This window comes from Chryseobacterium sp. UF-81, assembly GCF_058245105.1.
On the sequence record NZ_JBSIBX010000015.1, the window covers coordinates 1 to 16,155 of the forward strand.

Sequence of the window (16,155 nt, forward strand, 5' to 3'; positions counted from 1 at the left end):
TTAGTAGCGGGAACCGGACTCGAACCGATGACCTTCGGGTTATGAGCCCGACGAGCTACCTACTGCTCCATCCCGCGATATTGTGAGTGCAAAGATACGGCAATTTTTTGAAAATCCTAATTTTTCTTTTAAATAAAGGACTTTTATGAAAACTATTTTATTATTTGTATCTTTGTTTTATGGCAAAAATACTGAAAATTTACCCTGATAACCCTCAGGAAAATCTTGTGAATGAGGTTATTAAAACCTTACAAAACGGCGGGCTTATTATCTATCCTTCTGACACGATCTATGCTCTGGGATGTAATATTTTTGATATAAAAGCCATGGAAAAGCTGGCCCAGCTTAAAAAAGTTAAGCTGGAAAAGTCACAGTTTTCCATTATTTGTAATGATCTGAGCCATCTTTCAGATTTTACAAGACCTATTGACACTTCAGTATTTAGATTTCTGAAAAGCCACCTTCCCGGACCATTTACTTTTATCCTGGATGCCAACAAGAGCCTTCCTTTGGCCTATAAAAATCATAAAACCATTGGTATCCGTGTTCCCGATCATCCGATTCCGCAGCTTATTGTGGAAAAATTAGGCCACCCAATAGCTTCAACCTCCATCAAGGATGATGACGAGATCATTGAATATTCTACAGATCCTGAACTGATCGCAGAAAAGTATGATCATCTGGTGGATATTGTAATCGATTCCGGATATGGTGATAATATAGCTTCTACCATCGTGGATCTTACTTCGGGAGAACCGGAAATCATCCGTCAGGGAAAGGGAATTATTTAATCAGAAGCAGTCAACCGATCATTTGGATTATGAGTTTGAACGGTAAATACGCACTGGGAATTCTTTTTACCTTTGTGCTTCTTGCTGCAGTAATGCTTTATGCATTTCCGCTTATTTACTTAATTACAGGTACAAAAGGAATTACATCCGTTAATTTTTTTTATACAAGGATTGTTCTTTGGATGGTTCTTTTTTTTGTTTTTCTATATAATTTTCTTGTAGAAAAAAATCCTTTCCTGCTACAGAAAGAAAAGAAATATCCCGTATCATTCTATACCCGGTCAGTAATCCGTTTATATTTTACCTGTCTTATAGGAACTTCCGTTATTGGTATAATTATCCAGCTTTTGACTCAGGAAGGCATAAGCAGCAAAATGGTTCAGATCTCTTCTGCTTTTAAAAATAATTATCTGCTCATGATCTTTATCTGTCTTACTGCCGGAGTGGTAGAAGAACTTCTTATGAGAGGATACATTCAGCCAAGAATTGAAAGGATATACAATAATCAATATTGCGGTATTTTTATTTCCGCCGTATTATTTGGAATTCTGCACAGCACTTATGGAACAATCGGACAGGTAGTCGTACCTTTCTTTATCGGAACCGTTTTTGCTATGTTTTATAAACAATATTCGAACATTAAAATTTTAATCATCTGTCATTTTATGTACGACTTTGTGTCTGTGATGATCATGAATTTAATTGATACTAAACATTTATCTGTACTCTAAACATTATGAAAATTATAACTTCTCCAGCGAAACTGATGAACGTTGAGAATTCAACTGACTTATTAAGATCAACCACACCAAAATTCATCGAAGAAGCTGCATTCATTCAGTCTTATTTGAAGCACAAATCTCCGAAATATCTTTCGGAATTAATGGAAATATCACCTAAGCTGGCCGATGAAAACTGGGAAAGAAACCAGAAATGGAAGGCAAAGCCAACGGCAAAGGAATCTGCTCCTGCCCTATTTGCTTTTACAGGAGAGGTTTACAGGGGACTGGATGCAAAAACCCTGGATAAAAATGCTGTTGATTATTTACAGAAAAATCACAGGATGCTTTCCGGATTGTACGGACTGCTGAAGCCTTCTGATAAAGTAATGCTATACCGGCTGGAAATGGGACGCCATTTTGAATTCGATCAATATAAAAATTTATATGAATTCTGGAGAGAAAAGATCACAGAACAGCTGAACTCCGAGATGAAAAAGGGTGAAATTCTTCTTCATCTGGCCAGCAATGAGTACGGGAAAGTGATTGACAGGAAAAAAATAAATCATAAGGTCATTGATTTTGATTTTTATGAATTAAAAGACGGAAAACTGAAAACTATTGTTGTTTATACCAAGCATGCAAGAGGTCTTATGGTAAGGTTCTGTGCGGAGACTAACGCCAAAACGCTGGATGATGTAAAGGCATTCAACTATGAAGGCTATCTGATCGATGAGGAAAAATCTACAGACACTAAACTGGTTTTCACAAGATAAATGACAATATCAGCATTCAAAAAATATTTTAAAACTGAATTTTCCGAACTTTATAACGATTCGGAAAGTGCTTTTTTATGCAGTGTTTTCATACAGAAAATTACAGGTCTTGACTCGTTTCACCAGAGAAGACTGGCGGATCAGGAACTCCTCATTGATGATGAGAAGCAGCTTATCCAGGCTGTTTCCGACTTAAAAACCGGGAGACCATACCAACAAATCCTTGGAGAAACAGAATTTTACGGAATGGTATTTTTCGTGGATGAAAATGTCCTTATTCCACGTCCCGAAACAGAGGAGCTGCTTGAAATGGCAATTCATACCCTTCAAAATTCAGAATTAAATGTTCAGGGTATAAAGATTCTGGATATCGGCACCGGAAGCGGTATAATTCCATTGGTTTTAAAAAAACATTTTCCCGAAGCGGAAATTTCATCGATTGATTTTTCTGAAAAAGCTTTGGAAACAGCAAAAAGAAATGCCGGATATCATCAGCTGGAAATCAACTTTATTCATGCAGATTATCTGAGCTTTGAATTAAAGGAAAGCTATGATATCATCATTTCCAATCCTCCTTATATCGGGATTGAAGAGGAAACTGAAATCGCTGATTCTGTCAAGGAATTTGAACCTAAAATGGCACTCTTTTCCCCGGTTCAGGATGCTTTGATCTTTTACCGGAAAATTGCAGAAGATTCAAAGCAATACCTAAAAGATAATGGTCTTCTTTTTTTAGAAATCAATCAGAAACTTGGTCCTGAAACACTGGAGTTATACACTGGTTCTTTTTCTGAGGCTCAACTGATCAAAGATTTATCTGGAAATGACCGCTTTATTGCCGGAAAAAAATAAAAAATTGAGTCATGGAAATTATCGCACACTCTGTCAATGAAATTAAAATAGCCGAAATTATTTCTGCTGACATCATTATTCAGTCTGCTCAGGACGGACTGGATCTTCTCGGAAATATTTATTATCAGGGGTTCGATAAGCTGATTATCTATGAGAAAAATCTCACCCCTGAATTCTTTGATCTGAAAACAAAAATAGCAGGAGATATTCTGCAAAAATTCTCTAATTACCGCATGAGCCTTGCTATTGTAGGGGATTTTGAAAAGTATCAAAGTAAAAGCATCAGGGATTTCATTCTCGAAAGCAATAAAACAAAACATATTAATTTCACTGAAACACTTGAAAATGCTCTGGAAAGGCTGGGAAGCTGACAAGTATCTTTGCAATCTGCTAAATCTGTGGGAATATTTTTAATGCAAAGTTTACCTAGTTGTTATTAAAGAAAGCAAAGATGTGATCAACAAGTTGATCTGATGAAGCGGGTGGATAAACAGGATTTATATATTCTAGCTATTTATATCTGTGCGTCAATTTTAGTTACTTCGTTTTTCTTTTTTAAAAAAGCAGACCGCATCTTCAACTGCCTTATCAATAGGCTGATACCTTACTTCCAGCTCTTCTGATGATTTCCGGTTGGAGTAATAATTATTGATCCTCAAAGCTTTCATATTAGGAGAACTCAGGCTGGTCTTTATCTTCAGTTTTCTCAATATGTCTCCTATTATTCCGAGTACGGCAAGCCCTGAGTTTGGTATTGGGATCATAACGGGAGCCTGTCCTGTTATGGTATTTACCTTTCCGAAAAATTCTTTGTAAGTCAGGTTTTCATTGGCCAGCAGGTATTTTTCGCCGTTTTTTCCTTTTTCAACGGCTTTTATAATTCCTTCCGCCACGTCTTCGGCATGCACAAAATTTTTTCCGCCTTTCGGGTAAAATACAAGCTTCTTTTTCCATGCCCAAAAGATAATTTTCCCTGAACTCGGCTTGCGGTCGTAGGCCCCGATCATAAAAGTAGGATTCACAATAATCACTTTTGTTTTCTTGTCCTGCTGTAAGAGGTAATTTTCTGCTTCCAATTTGCTTTGGGCATAATAGGAACGGGTAAAAGGATAGCGCTGCGGGGCCTGTTCATTTCCCAGGGCAGCAGAATTTCCATAGCCTAAAGTATTCGCCGTACTTATGAACAGGAATTTTCCTGCTCCTGCTTCTACAGCCTGAGCAAACAGATGAACCACAGCATTATAATTTATTTTTTTATAATCTTCATAATGCAGCAGTTCCTGACTGGTTTCTGCCGCAATATGGATAACGGCATCCACATCCTGCAGATGCTCTGAAATATCTGAGAACAAACCTCCTTCTATAATCCTGAGATTTTCATTTTCTTCGCCCATCCAGCTGCTTTTTTTACGCACCAGAGCAGTAACAGAATAATCATATTGTAATAATTTAATAATGGTATGGGTACCCAGAAGCCCTGTGGCTCCGGTTACAAAAACTTTCTTCATGCTTCTATTTCTTTTTTAATGGCACTGGTCATCAGAGGCAGTTTAATCCATATCGGCAGGATCTTCATGATCACCCAGCTGATGGGATTGACCATAATAACGGAATCTTTTCTGAAAAGTTGCCTGATGCAGTAAGCTGCTACCTTATTAGGATCCAGAAGGGTAAGTTTTCCTAAAATACCCTGTTTTTCAATTCTTTTACAGACATCAATGTTCGTTTTCATCGCTCCGGGATTCACAACGCTTACAAAAACATTGGTGTCTTTCAGCTCTTCATAGAGTCCTCTGGAAAACGAATGGATAAAGGTTTTGGAAGCAGGATATACCGTTTTAAACCCGATCGGTGAAAACGCAGCCATGCTGGATACATTCAGAATATAAGCTTTGGGCTGTCTTAACAGATTGGGCAGCAGCTGGTGAGTGATGAGTGAGGTTGCCGCTACGTTTACCTGTAAAATGGTATTGATATAAGACGGCGAAGCATCTACAAATTTTTTCGTACCTCCAAGCCCTGCATTATTAATCAGAATATGAATATCGAAAGACTCATTCAGCCATTCGGTAAGCTTCATGACATTTTCATTCACGGAAAGGTCTACTTCATAATAATGAGCTTTGATCTTATAGGTTTCTTCCAACCGCCGGGACAGCTCTTTTAATTGCTGACCGGGAAGGCTTACCAAAATGACATTGATATTCTTACTGGCCAGATTTTCTGCAAACGCTTTTCCCAGTCCCTGGCTTGCTCCCGTTACTACAGCATATGATTCTTTGGTGTCCATAAAACAATTTTATGCTGCAAAGCTATCGTGAAAAGTATCTTTGAATGTTCAGGGTTATCTGAGTGAACCTATTTTATAAAATAAAATCCAAACTTATAATCTATTAAAATACAATCAGTTAAATAAAAAAGAACGTTAACATTTATAAACCCGAACCATTTTTATACTCGGAAGGCGTCTGGTCGGTCAGTTTTTTAAAGGTGGTGTTGAAAGATGTTTTGGAATTGAATCCGGATTCGTAGGCGATCCCTAAAATTGACAGTTTGCTCTGAGGGTCTTTAAGAAGTTTCTTGGCATACTCAATTCTGTATTCATTTACATACTGGAAAAAGTTCTTTTTAAATCCGGTATTGATCACATAAGAGAGATGGTGTGTAGAGATAGACAGAAGTTCGGAAAGGCGGATCAGGTTGAGCTCGCTGTCCAGATAGGGCTTTTGTTTATCCATGATTTCTTCCAGCTGATTTTTGATCTTCATCAGTTCTTCATCGGAGATCAGCTTTTTCTTTACTTCTTCTGTCAGGGGATCTTCATCAATAGAAATCAGTTCATCACGCTGCTTTTCTTCCAGGGGATAAATTTCTTTCTGCTTTAAAGAATAATATCCTACAAAATAAATAACCAGCAGAAAAGCTCCGTTAATAAAAAAATTCAGGGCCGTGGAGTCATAGGATAAATTATAAACTATGTAAGCAATGTTGATAATGAAAATAATGACAGTAATGTATTCCAGCCAGTTCAGGTTGATGCCTTCTGTATTCGCAGAAAACTGCTGGATCCTTTTTTTGTGCTTCCGGATGGTAAAATATGAAAGGCCGGTGTAGAATAAGGCCTGGAAAAGAATTAAGCCTATAAAAACAAAATTAAAAACAGTATGATCATCAAATCCGCCAAAACGCTGTAACAGAATATTGATCCAAAAAATAACAGGCAGAATAAGGTATTTCAGGTCTGAAATTTTAAATTTAAATGCAGGATTGGTATAAAATAACACACTGAAATAGAACATAACGGGTGTCAGAAACTGGATCATCTGAACGGAAATAATGGAATGAACTTCTACCGGAGCATCGTTCACCAAGGTAAGAACCTCATCCAGCCAGAAACTCGACCATAAAAAAAGAAATATCCCAAACCAGAAGTTGGCCTTTCTGTTTACCAGCAACGGATTGGACAGTTTCAGTAAAGAAAGCAGGACCAATGAACCATAGATTAATACAACGATGAAACGGTTTAACTCTGATGTGTTCATTGGTCCTGATATTTTGATTAAAGGTAAATCTTTTATCCTATTCTTTTCCTGACGAATATTTCATAGCCCAGATAGATCAGCGGAAGTGACATGGCTCCTAAATAAAGAATATTACTCATAGCTTGTTGAGGATGCAGTGTAATAGAATAGACAAGTCCAAAGAATGCCCCCCCTAAATGAGCGGCATGCCCTAGATTATCCCATTGTTTAGGATTCAGCATCATATAAACAGAATATCCAAAATACAATGTTCCAAACAGCCATCCTGGTAAAAAGTTAACGCTAATCTCATTAGGAGCCATTGCAATAGAAGCAAAAATGACACCCGAAACAGCCCCTGATGCTCCGATAGCAGAGTACCATGGCTGTTTTTTATAAATCATAAGACTGAATAAATTTCCAAGGATCATTGATCCAAAATAAATAATCACAAAGCCTATATTTCCAAAAAACGACGTCACAACTCCCTGGAAGAAGTATAAAGAAAGCATATTAAAAAATAAATGCATAAAATCGGCATGCAAGAATGCTGAACTGATAAGTCTTATATATTCTTTACGGTTGGCAATTGCCCCTACATTAAATTTATATTTCTCGAATAAAGCCGTGTTATTGAACCCAAAGTAACTGATAATACAGGTTACGGCCATAATCACTAAAACAATTGTACTCATAATTTAAATTCTTAATTTTCTGGTTCACCGTTCTCAAACAGATCCCCGATGACAGTCCGGTCATCATCCACAATACCGTCTCCTGTTTCCGGCTCTTCATATACTTCCGGTTCTTCTTCTGCAGGTTCAGGAATACTGATATTGATTGTTTTTACTTTAAATTTTGTAAACTGGTTTCCAATTGCCTTTATTCCTTTTACAGCAATGAACTCATCAATAGGTATGGTTTCCGGGTCCCGGTCTTTGCCTTTATCTTTAGCAAAAATGATTTCTGCTGAAGCGCCGTCTGCTACAATAACATTTTCAATAAATGATTTCGGGTGTTCAGAAGGCATGAAGGTCTGTATATTGGCTGTATTTTCCAGCAGGAATCTTTTGATAAAATACATTTCCTTTTCTCCGTCGTAGTAAATGCAGGTCACCGGCTGTTGCGGCTTCCATTTTTCCAGCACCAGATATTCATCATCAAAACGGTTCCCCAGATCGAAAGAAACCAGCTTCACCTCGCCATTGGTATTGATCGTCAGAATTTTGTCGTCCCCTTTGAAATTCCCCAAAAGAGTTCCTCTACCATCCGCATTGAGTCTTCTTACCGTATCATCGAACCAGATTTTTCTGGGAGCCAGTGTCGAAACACCTTCTTCCTTCAAATCCACTTTTTTCACAGAATATTTGGTTACCAGATTTCCTTTGGAATCTCTTCCTTTGATGGCAAGTTCAGAGAAATCGATTTCCATTTTATTCTTCCTGATCCTCGGATTCGGTTTTAAAAGGACGGTTACTGTTTCCGCTTCTCCATTAGGGTTCGCTGAAAAATACAGGGTTTCGGAACCTTTTTTATCAGAAGCCAGCGGATAGTCTGTATTTCGGGTCACCGCCGTTACAGAAAAACGTTTCATATAGTATGGCCCGTCTCTGCCTTCACGGTAGATCATATTATAGACAGTTCTTTTATCGTTCTTCTTCCATATGGCAACATGCAGGATATCTTTTCCGACGAATGTTTTGGCGTCCACCTTTACAACCTTCATGGTGCCGTCTTTTCTGAATATGATGATATCATCAATATCCGAACAGTCAAACAGATACTGGTCTTTTTTGAGTGATGTACCAATAAATCCTTCTTCAAAATTGGCATAGAATTTTTCATTGGCCACGGCTACTTTTGTGGCATCAATAGTGTCAAAAATTCTAAGCTCCGTTTTTCTCTGCTTGTCTTTTCCGTATTTTTTCTGAATATTCAAATAATACTCAATAGCATAAGCAATCAGGTTGGCAAGGTGATGTTTTACCTGTTCTATCTTGCCCTCCAGAGCAGCTATATTTTCTTTAAATTTATCTAAATCGAATCTTGAAATCCTCTTGATCCTGATCTCGGTCAGTTTTAAAATATCCTCTTCTGTTACCGCTCTTAAAAGATGCTTGGTGTGAGGTTTTAATCCGGCATCAATAGTTTTAATTACCTCTTCCCAGGTTTTTACTTCTTCAATATCATGATAAATTCTATTCTCGATAAAGATCCTTTCCAGTGAGGAGAAATGCCAGCTTTCCTGAAGCTCATGAAGCTCAATTTCAAGTTCTTTCTTAAGCAATGAAACCGTGTGCTCCGTATTCATTTTCAGAATATCGGAAACATTCATGAACATAGGTTTATCACCTACGATCACACACGCATTCGGAGAGATGGTTACCTGGCAGTCTGTAAATGCATAGAGCGCATCTATGGTTTTGTCCGGCGAAACATCATTATGAAGATGAACAAGGATCTCTACCGTATCAGAGGTATTATCTTCAATCTTTTTGATCTTGATCTTTCCTTTTTCATTGGCCTTCAGAATAGAATCGATCAGGTCACTTGTCGTCTTAGAGAAAGGAAGCTCGGAAATCACCAGTGTATGCTTATCCGTCTGGGTAATCCTGGCTCTGGCCCTTACCTTACCGCCTCTGTGTCCGTCATTGTATTCGGAAACATCAAGATAACCGGCGGTCATAAAGTCAGGAAACAGTTCAAATTTCTTTCCTTTTAAGTGAGCAACAGAAGCATTGATAAGCTCATTGAAATTATGAGGAAGAATTTTCGTAGAAAGCCCTACACCAATCCCTTCTACTCCCTGTGCGAGCAGCAGTGGGAATTTTACAGGAAGATCAATAGGTTCATTATTTCTGCCGTCGTAGGATTTTGCCCATTCCGTAGTTTTAGGGTTAAAGACCACTTCCAGTGCGAAAGGGGTCAGCCTGGCCTCGATATATCTCGCCGCCGCCGCTGAATCTCCGGTATAGATATTCCCCCAGTTTCCCTGGGTATCTATCAGAAGTTCCTTCTGGCCAATCTGTACCATGGCATCCGTAATGGAAGCATCCCCGTGAGGATGGTATTTCATGGTATTTCCTACGATATTGGCTACTTTATTGTAACGGCCGTCCTCCAGTTCCCGCATAGAGTGCATGATTCTTCTCTGAACGGGCTTTAGCCCATCATAGACGGAAGGAATCGCTCTATCCAGAATTACATAGGAAGCATAGTCCAGAAACCAGTCTTTATAAAGTCCTGAGACTTTTTTCAAGCTCTCACCTTCGTGCGAGTTTTCTTCTGTCGTCATCTGTTTTTAATCGTTTTTCTCTTTATTAATTTTTACTACTTTATTCAGAGAGAGTTTTAAATCGTTTACTTCTTTTCCACTCAAATAAGATATTTCATATTTAAGGATGGTAGAACCACTGCTCTTACTTGAGATGGTAACATATAGTCTTTTGACAAAAAAAATACTGACGATCTCATACTTTATCAGTTTATATTTTGGAAATTCATCATGAAGAGGTCTGTCCAAAAAAGGAATGATATTTCTGTTTTTAAAATTCAGTGCTTCTCCATCACTGTCATATTCAAATATTTGTCTGCCGTTCAGGTGAAAAATCACCATTAGTATGACTGGAACAATAAGAAGAATATAACTTTCTTTTCCTACAGCATGAAACCTGTATTCATTCAACAAAAATGCTGCAATTCCAAATATGACCATCATTAACAATAATGTATGTACAAAATTGTAAACCGAAGCTTTATTACGGTTGCTGAGTCTCATTTGTGATATTTGTGTTTATTGGTTAAATTTTTTTTAGCCTGCTACTTCATCCAGGGTTTCTTTTTTATCAATATCCGGATCTTCCACCACAAGATTTTCAAGGATAAACACCTGCCTGTCCGGTGTATTTTTACCCATATAAAATTCAAGCAGCTGATCTATTGTCTGATCTTTGCCTATTACTACAGGCTCCAGACGGATATCTTTCCCGATAAAATGTTTGAACTCGTCGGGTGAAATCTCTCCAAGTCCTTTAAATCGGGTGATTTCAGGGTTTTTCCCAAGTTCGTTCAAAGCTTTTATTCTTTCCGTTTCGGTGTAGCAGTATCTTGTCTCTTTTTTATTTCTCACCCTGAATAATGGGGTCTGAAGAATATAAAGATGGCCATTTTTGATCAGATCAGGGAAAAACTGAAGGAAGAATGTAATCATCAACAGACGGATGTGCATACCATCCACATCGGCATCGGTAGAGATAATCACCTGATTGTATCGTAGATCTTCAAGGCTTTCTTCAATATTCAAAGCGGCCTGGAGAAGGTTAAATTCTTCATTTTCGTATACCACCTTTTTAGTCAGCCCGAAGCAGTTCAAAGGTTTCCCTTTCAGCGAGAATACGGCCTGGGTCTCAACGTCTCTTGATTTGGTGATAGATCCGGATGCGGAATCTCCCTCGGTAATGAAGATCTGGGTCTCCCCTTTTCTTTCATTCTTCTGGTCGTTATAATGTTGTCTGCAGTCCCGGAGTTTCTTATTGTGAAGGGATACTTTCTTGGCTCTTTCTCTTGCCAGTTTCTGGATTCCCGAAAGTTCCTTTCTTTCTCTTTCCGAAATAAGGATCTTTCTTTGGATCGCTTCGGCAATTTCAGGGTTTCTATGCAGAAAATTATCGAGTTTGCTCTTCAGAAAATCAATGATAAACGTTCTTACAGTAGGTCCGTTTGGTCCCATATCACTGGATCCCAGCTTTGTTTTGGTCTGGGATTCGAATACAGGTTCTTCTACATTGATAGAAATGGCTGCAATGATAGATTTCCTGATGTCTGAAGCATCAAAGTTTTTATTGAAAAACTCCCGGATCGTCTTTACATAAGCTTCACGGAAGGCATTAAGGTGCGTTCCTCCCTGGGTGGTATTCTGCCCGTTCACGAAAGAAAAATAGGTTTCTGTCTGTGATTTGTCGGAATGTGTAATGGCGAGCTCTATATCAGTATCTTTCAGGTGAATGATGGAGTACAGAATTTCGTTTTCCATTTCCTCTTCCAAAAGATCTTTAAGTCCGTTTTCAGAATAATAAGTTTCTCCGTTGAAAATAATTTTCAGACCGGGATTCAGGTACGCATAGTTGCGCAGCATTTTCTCTATATATTCTTTCCTGTATTTGAAATGAAGGAAGATTTCCCCATCAGGAATGAAGGATATTTCCGTTCCGTTTCGGTCTGAAGTATCTTTTTCCTCATGGTTTTCGGTAATCAGTCCCCTGGAAAATTCCGCCATCTTCATTTTTCCTTCACGGAAAGACCTTACACGGAAATATTCTGAAAGGGCATTAACAGCTTTTGTACCAACCCCATTCAATCCTACGGATTTCTTGAAGGCTTTACTGTCGTACTTACCTCCCGTATTCATTTTGGATACGGCATCTACTACTTTTCCCAGTGGAATTCCACGGCCAAAGTCACGGATGCTGACTTTACCGTCATCCACTTTTATTTCAATTCTTTTCCCTGCTTTCATTCTGAACTCATCAATAGAGTTGTCCAGAATTTCTTTAAGCAGAATGTAAATACCGTCGTCCGCAGAGGAGCCGTCTCCGAGCTTCCCGATGTACATTCCGGGGCGCAGACGGATGTGTTCCTGCCAGTCGAGGGTTCTGATATTATCTTCGGAGTAGATTGGATTTATTTCTTGTGACATATATGATTTCAGCAAACATACAAAAGTACGAAATTGTACAAAATTATCCGAATTTTTCGATTCGTTTTTTTTCAATATCCAACCTTAAATATTGTATTATTATTAATCAAATCATATATTTACCGTATTATTCAATATACAGTGAAAAAAATTATACTTTTTCATCTATTCTCTTTTATATTGTTATCCTCATTATTTTTTGCCCAGATCCCCGGAATGGTCAATTATAATGATGGGGATGGCCTGAATAATTCGTATACCTACTCAATAAGCCAGGATAAAACCGGATTAATATGGATAGGAAGCGATAACGGACTGTTCCGGTTCGACGGAAAGGAGTTTAAACATTTCAACAATAAGCAGGGCTTAAAAAATATTGAAGCTCTGTCCTGTATTCCTTTATCCAACGGAGAAATTTTTATAGCCCCTTTTCTGAATGATTTTGCCTACCTGAAAAACGGCAGGATCATCAATTCAGATTCTAACAGAGAATTGCAAAAAATGCAGTTTACCGTTAATCCCGGTTATTATGTTGACAATGAATCTCTTTACCTGTTTTCCGCTTACAATCCGGATTATATCTATCGGTACCGGAATGAAAAGGTGAGCAGGATTCCTTTAGCAATCAAGAGCAGCCTGGCAGATCCTTGTTATGCTTTCGGCCTGAACACTGTTGATCAGATGCTGTATCTGTTCCATGAAGAAAAGAAGGAAAATATTCAGGCTTATCATATCATCACAAAAAAGAAAACATCCTGCAATATTTCTATTAAGAAAAACACGGCTATATTAAGAAAAGGTGACATCTTTGTTTTCAGAAACAAAAGAACGGTAGAAGTTTATCAGCTTTACAACAAATTTTATTTCAAAAAACTTAAAAGCTATACCGCACAGGAAAATATCCACCGGCTCGTCATCGATAATAACTACCGTCTCTGGTTATGTCCTGAAGAAGGGGGAGCTCTTTATTTTAAACAGCCTTTATCTGATGACAGCAGGCTTTCCGATCCTGTCAGAATAATGGAAAACTACATCCTCAATGATATTTTTGTGGATAAAGACAACAATACATGGTTTTCTACCCGGAATAATGGCATATTTTTCATTGCTGACCAGTTCTTTAAAAATTATGTCCGTTTTCCGATCAAAAATAATTCATCAAACATAAAAGCCATTGCCAAAAGCAGCCATGGTGTTTTCCTTGGTTATAATGAAGCTAAAAGCGGCATCTATCACAAAGGGCAGATAACAGATCTTGTTTTTGAAAAAAATATTAAAATAGAGCACAAATCTATTTTTTCTGAAGGAAACACAGTAATATTCGGGCTTACAAGAAGTCTTTTTCAGTATGATATCATGACGAAAAAAAAATATTTTTTAAAGGATTACCTCTTAAAAAATATTGTGCCCTATGCTCCCGGATCTATCATATTATGCACATCAGACGGGCTTATTGCTTACAACTACAAAACAGGCACTTATACTGAAATACTCAGTAAAGAAAGGATGTACAACGCTCTTCCTTATGCCAGGGACAGCTTGTTTGCCGGGAACTTTAAGGATCTTTATAAAGTGAATACTGTTTCTAAAAAGAAAAAACTGTTTCTGAAGGGATACTATTTTACAGACCTTAAAAAGTCCGGGGACAATCTGTATATCGGGGCTAGCAATGTGAGCGGGATCATTCTTTTTGACAACTCTAAAATTCTCAGGAAAATTTCGGAAAAAAATGGGCTGATTACAGGTCAGATCAAAAAAATTGAGATAGAAAATAAAAATATATTCTGGGCAAGTACAAATTATGGGCTCAGCAGGATCGAGCTTAAGGGATCTGACATCAAAATCAATAATTTCACGCAGACAGACGGCCTGCCATCAAATTCAGTATCCGGATGTGTCATTTCCGGTGATACCATCTATGTAGCCACCTCAAAAGGATTGGGAATTCTTTCTATTAAAAATCTGATGAGCCAGAAGAAGTTCATCAACAAAAAGGTAATCATCAATTCAGTTGACATCGGTGGTAATGAAATTTTTAACATCAGACAGATGTTAACGGGCCAGACTCCGGACAATGACGTTACCTTCAATGTAAGTTTTCCGGATTTCGCTTCCCAGGGAAAGATAAGTTACCGGTACAAAATCGAGGGACTCAGTAATGACTGGCAAACGGGCACTTCCCAGAAAATTATTTTTTCTTCTCTTCCTCCGGGCAACTATACGTTTAAGATTTTCGGGATCGGCTATAATGGAAAACAGTCTTATAGCTCTACGGATATTCCATTTGAGATTCTTCCCAAATTCTGGCAGACGTGGTGGTTCAGGCTGATGATGATCAGCCTGGGGGTTGCTCTCCTGTTTATCTTTATCAACCTTTATTTTCAGAAAAAAAGGAATAAAAAGCTGGAAATGTTATATTATGAAAAAAAGATCGCCGAGCTTGAGCTGCAGGCAATCAAGGCACAGATCAATCCCCATTTCATTTATAACTGCCTCAATTCCATCCAGTTTCTTCTGTATAAAAAAGATTATAAAGAAACAGAGAATTATCTTGAAATATTTGCCCAGATGATCCGGAAAACGCTGCATTATTCTGAGAAAACATTCATGTCTATCAAAGATGAAGCAGATTATCTTTCGTTATATCTGAATATGGAAAAACTCAGGTTAAAAGATCTGTTCGACTATAAAATCAGCTTATCTGAAAATATTAACGAAAACTGGGTGCTCCCTTCCCTGCTGATCCAGCCTTTTGTGGAAAATGCCATAAAACACGGAATTGCAGGTTTAAAGGACAGAAAAGGAAACATACAGGTATCTTTTGAGCATACCGGAACATCAATATGTGTCGTCATAGAAGATAATGGTACAGGCATTAACAGCAAAAGGAAGACAAGCCCTGATTCTTTCGGGGTAAGATTATCCCAGAAAAGAATTGAAACATTCAGGCAGCTTTTTGAGACTCATATCATACTGGAAATTCATGATCTTTCTGAAAAAGAACAAAGACCGGGAACGCAGATTAAACTTTATATAAAACCTTATGAAAACCAAAATACAGGCATGCATCATTGATGATGAACAGGACGGAAGAGATTATATTGCTCTTCTGCTGGAGAATGAATTCCCCGAAATCAACACGGCATTTCAGGCATCAAGCGTAGAGGAAGCTTATATTTATCTTACTAAACATTCACCGGATATTCTTTTTCTGGATGTTCAGCTGAAAGACGGTACTGCCTTTGACCTGCTTTCAAAGTTCAGGGAAATAGATTCCCGGATCATTTTCATTACCGCATTTGAAAATTTTGCCATTCAGGCTATTAAAAACGGTGCGGCAGATTATTTACTTAAACCCATTAAAAAAATAGATTTTATCATTGCTGTCAATAAGGTGCTGGAAACGATTAAAAAAAGTAAAAGTGTTCCGGGCCTCTCTTCCAGCGAGAACAAGATCAGCCTTCCTACCCTTCAGGGTTTCAAATTAACCAACATCAGCGATATCATACGCTGTGAGGCAGATTCCAGCTATACAACCTTTTATCTTGTGGATAAAACAAAGATCATTGTTTCCAAAACGCTGCATGAATTTGAAGAACATCTTACAAAATATAATTTTTTCAGGATTCATCATAAGCATCTGATCAACCTTTTTCACCTTAAAGAATACATAAAAGGTAAAGGCGGGCAGGTAGTGATGGCGGACCATTCTGTACTGGATGTTTCTGTGCGTAAAAAGAATGATTTCCTAAACAAGATTGAAAATTTAGAATAAAAACCAAAGCCGGAACTATATTCTGT

General features: G+C 37.9%; 14 protein-coding genes and 1 tRNA gene. 7 read left to right on the top strand and 8 right to left on the bottom strand.

Annotated features, from left to right (window positions below; genetic code table 11):
• Nucleotides 1-4: 4 nt before the first annotated feature.
• Nucleotides 5-77: transfer RNA gene (locus tag AC4IFE_RS17900), tRNA-Met, on the bottom strand.
• A gap of 102 nt (nucleotides 78-179) precedes the next feature.
• On the opposite strand from AC4IFE_RS17900, the gene AC4IFE_RS17905 reads away from it, so the two are divergent.
• Genes AC4IFE_RS17905 through AC4IFE_RS17925 form a run of 5 tightly spaced genes read left to right on the top strand, consistent with a single transcriptional unit; the run spans nucleotide 180 to nucleotide 3,509 of the window.
• The gene (locus AC4IFE_RS17905) at nucleotides 180-791 is read left to right on the top strand and encodes an L-threonylcarbamoyladenylate synthase (RefSeq protein ID WP_111958294.1); all 612 of its coding nucleotides are present in this window, start codon (nucleotides 180-182) and stop codon (nucleotides 789-791) included.
• 29 nt (nucleotides 792-820) lie between these two features.
• Nucleotides 821-1,522 (top strand): CPBP family intramembrane glutamic endopeptidase, encoded by a 702-nt coding sequence (locus tag AC4IFE_RS17910; RefSeq protein WP_490758496.1) that lies wholly within the window; start codon nucleotides 821-823, stop codon nucleotides 1,520-1,522.
• A gap of 5 nt (nucleotides 1,523-1,527) precedes the next feature.
• On the top strand, nucleotides 1,528-2,286 hold the full coding sequence (gene yaaA, locus AC4IFE_RS17915; RefSeq protein WP_490758497.1) for a peroxide stress protein YaaA: 759 nt from the start codon (nucleotides 1,528-1,530) through the stop codon (nucleotides 2,284-2,286).
• Nucleotides 2,287-3,138 carry a peptide chain release factor N(5)-glutamine methyltransferase gene (prmC, locus tag AC4IFE_RS17920; RefSeq protein WP_490758498.1) on the top strand — a complete coding sequence of 284 codons (852 nt, stop codon included), beginning with the start codon at nucleotides 2,287-2,289 and terminating at the stop codon, nucleotides 3,136-3,138.
• An 11-nt stretch (nucleotides 3,139-3,149) separates the two neighbouring features.
• Nucleotides 3,150-3,509 (top strand): DUF4180 domain-containing protein, encoded by a 360-nt coding sequence (locus tag AC4IFE_RS17925; protein ID WP_490758499.1) that lies wholly within the window; start codon nucleotides 3,150-3,152, stop codon nucleotides 3,507-3,509.
• Nucleotides 3,510-3,671: 162 nt separating this feature from the next.
• Here the strand turns inward: AC4IFE_RS17925 and AC4IFE_RS17930 are convergent, their stop codons facing one another.
• The 7 genes from AC4IFE_RS17930 to AC4IFE_RS17960 form a co-directional block, all read right to left on the bottom strand.
• Nucleotides 3,672-4,646, bottom strand: a complete 975-nt coding sequence (locus tag AC4IFE_RS17930; protein WP_490758500.1) for an NAD-dependent epimerase/dehydratase family protein — start codon at nucleotides 4,644-4,646, stop codon at nucleotides 3,672-3,674.
• Nucleotides 4,643-5,428: an SDR family NAD(P)-dependent oxidoreductase gene (locus AC4IFE_RS17935; RefSeq protein ID WP_490758501.1), complete on the bottom strand. Its 786-nt coding sequence runs from the start codon at nucleotides 5,426-5,428 to the stop codon at nucleotides 4,643-4,645. The genes AC4IFE_RS17930 and AC4IFE_RS17935 overlap by 4 nt, the downstream gene beginning before the upstream one ends.
• 142 nt (nucleotides 5,429-5,570) lie before the next feature.
• Nucleotides 5,571-6,680, bottom strand: coding sequence for a helix-turn-helix domain-containing protein (locus tag AC4IFE_RS17940; RefSeq protein WP_490758502.1), 1,110 nt, complete (start codon nucleotides 6,678-6,680; stop codon nucleotides 5,571-5,573).
• Nucleotides 6,681-6,712: 32 nt separating this feature from the next.
• Nucleotides 6,713-7,354, bottom strand: coding sequence for a rhomboid family intramembrane serine protease (locus tag AC4IFE_RS17945; RefSeq protein ID WP_073332409.1), 642 nt, complete (start codon nucleotides 7,352-7,354; stop codon nucleotides 6,713-6,715).
• 11 nt (nucleotides 7,355-7,365) lie between these two features.
• Nucleotides 7,366-9,954, bottom strand: a complete 2,589-nt coding sequence (locus tag AC4IFE_RS17950) for a DNA gyrase/topoisomerase IV subunit A (RefSeq protein WP_490758503.1) — start codon at nucleotides 9,952-9,954, stop codon at nucleotides 7,366-7,368.
• A 6-nt stretch (nucleotides 9,955-9,960) separates the two neighbouring features.
• Nucleotides 9,961-10,377, bottom strand: a complete 417-nt coding sequence (locus AC4IFE_RS17955) for a hypothetical protein (RefSeq protein WP_490758504.1) — start codon at nucleotides 10,375-10,377, stop codon at nucleotides 9,961-9,963.
• Between the two features lie 93 nt (nucleotides 10,378-10,470).
• Nucleotides 10,471-12,354: a DNA topoisomerase IV subunit B gene (locus tag AC4IFE_RS17960; RefSeq protein ID WP_490758505.1), complete on the bottom strand. Its 1,884-nt coding sequence runs from the start codon at nucleotides 12,352-12,354 to the stop codon at nucleotides 10,471-10,473.
• 141 nt (nucleotides 12,355-12,495) lie between these two features.
• Between AC4IFE_RS17960 and AC4IFE_RS17965 the strand changes: the two genes are divergently transcribed.
• Nucleotides 12,496-15,429 (top strand): sensor histidine kinase, encoded by a 2,934-nt coding sequence (locus tag AC4IFE_RS17965; protein ID WP_490758506.1) that lies wholly within the window; start codon nucleotides 12,496-12,498, stop codon nucleotides 15,427-15,429.
• Entirely contained in the window at nucleotides 15,398-16,129 is a 732-nt protein-coding gene (locus AC4IFE_RS17970; RefSeq protein ID WP_490758507.1) for a LytR/AlgR family response regulator transcription factor, read from the top strand. The genes AC4IFE_RS17965 and AC4IFE_RS17970 overlap by 32 nt, the downstream gene beginning before the upstream one ends.
• Nucleotides 16,130-16,155 lie beyond the last annotated feature (26 nt).

What these genes read in the sequence shown, in the direction of transcription:
- AC4IFE_RS17950 (WP_490758503.1), bottom strand. Translation starts at nt 9,954, where the DNA reads ATGACGACAGAAGAAAACTCGCACGAAGGTGAGAGCTTGAAAAAAGTC.
- AC4IFE_RS17935 (WP_490758501.1), bottom strand. Translation starts at nt 5,428, where the DNA reads ATGGACACCAAAGAATCATATGCTGTAGTAACGGGAGCAAGCCAGGGA.
- AC4IFE_RS17960 (WP_490758505.1), bottom strand. Translation starts at nt 12,354, where the DNA reads ATGTCACAAGAAATAAATCCAATCTACTCCGAAGATAATATCAGAACC.
- AC4IFE_RS17930 (WP_490758500.1), bottom strand. Translation starts at nt 4,646, where the DNA reads ATGAAGAAAGTTTTTGTAACCGGAGCCACAGGGCTTCTGGGTACCCAT.
- AC4IFE_RS17970 (WP_490758507.1), top strand. Translation starts at nt 15,398, where the DNA reads ATGAAAACCAAAATACAGGCATGCATCATTGATGATGAACAGGACGGA.
- AC4IFE_RS17905 (WP_111958294.1), top strand. Translation starts at nt 180, where the DNA reads ATGGCAAAAATACTGAAAATTTACCCTGATAACCCTCAGGAAAATCTT.
- AC4IFE_RS17955 (WP_490758504.1), bottom strand. Translation starts at nt 10,377, where the DNA reads ATGATGGTCATATTTGGAATTGCAGCATTTTTGTTGAATGAATACAGG.
- AC4IFE_RS17910 (WP_490758496.1), top strand. Translation starts at nt 821, where the DNA reads ATGAGTTTGAACGGTAAATACGCACTGGGAATTCTTTTTACCTTTGTG.
- AC4IFE_RS17925 (WP_490758499.1), top strand. Translation starts at nt 3,150, where the DNA reads ATGGAAATTATCGCACACTCTGTCAATGAAATTAAAATAGCCGAAATT.
- AC4IFE_RS17945 (WP_073332409.1), bottom strand. Translation starts at nt 7,354, where the DNA reads ATGAGTACAATTGTTTTAGTGATTATGGCCGTAACCTGTATTATCAGT.
- AC4IFE_RS17940 (WP_490758502.1), bottom strand. Translation starts at nt 6,680, where the DNA reads ATGAACACATCAGAGTTAAACCGTTTCATCGTTGTATTAATCTATGGT.
- yaaA (WP_490758497.1), top strand. Translation starts at nt 1,528, where the DNA reads ATGAAAATTATAACTTCTCCAGCGAAACTGATGAACGTTGAGAATTCA.
- prmC (WP_490758498.1), top strand. Translation starts at nt 2,287, where the DNA reads ATGACAATATCAGCATTCAAAAAATATTTTAAAACTGAATTTTCCGAA.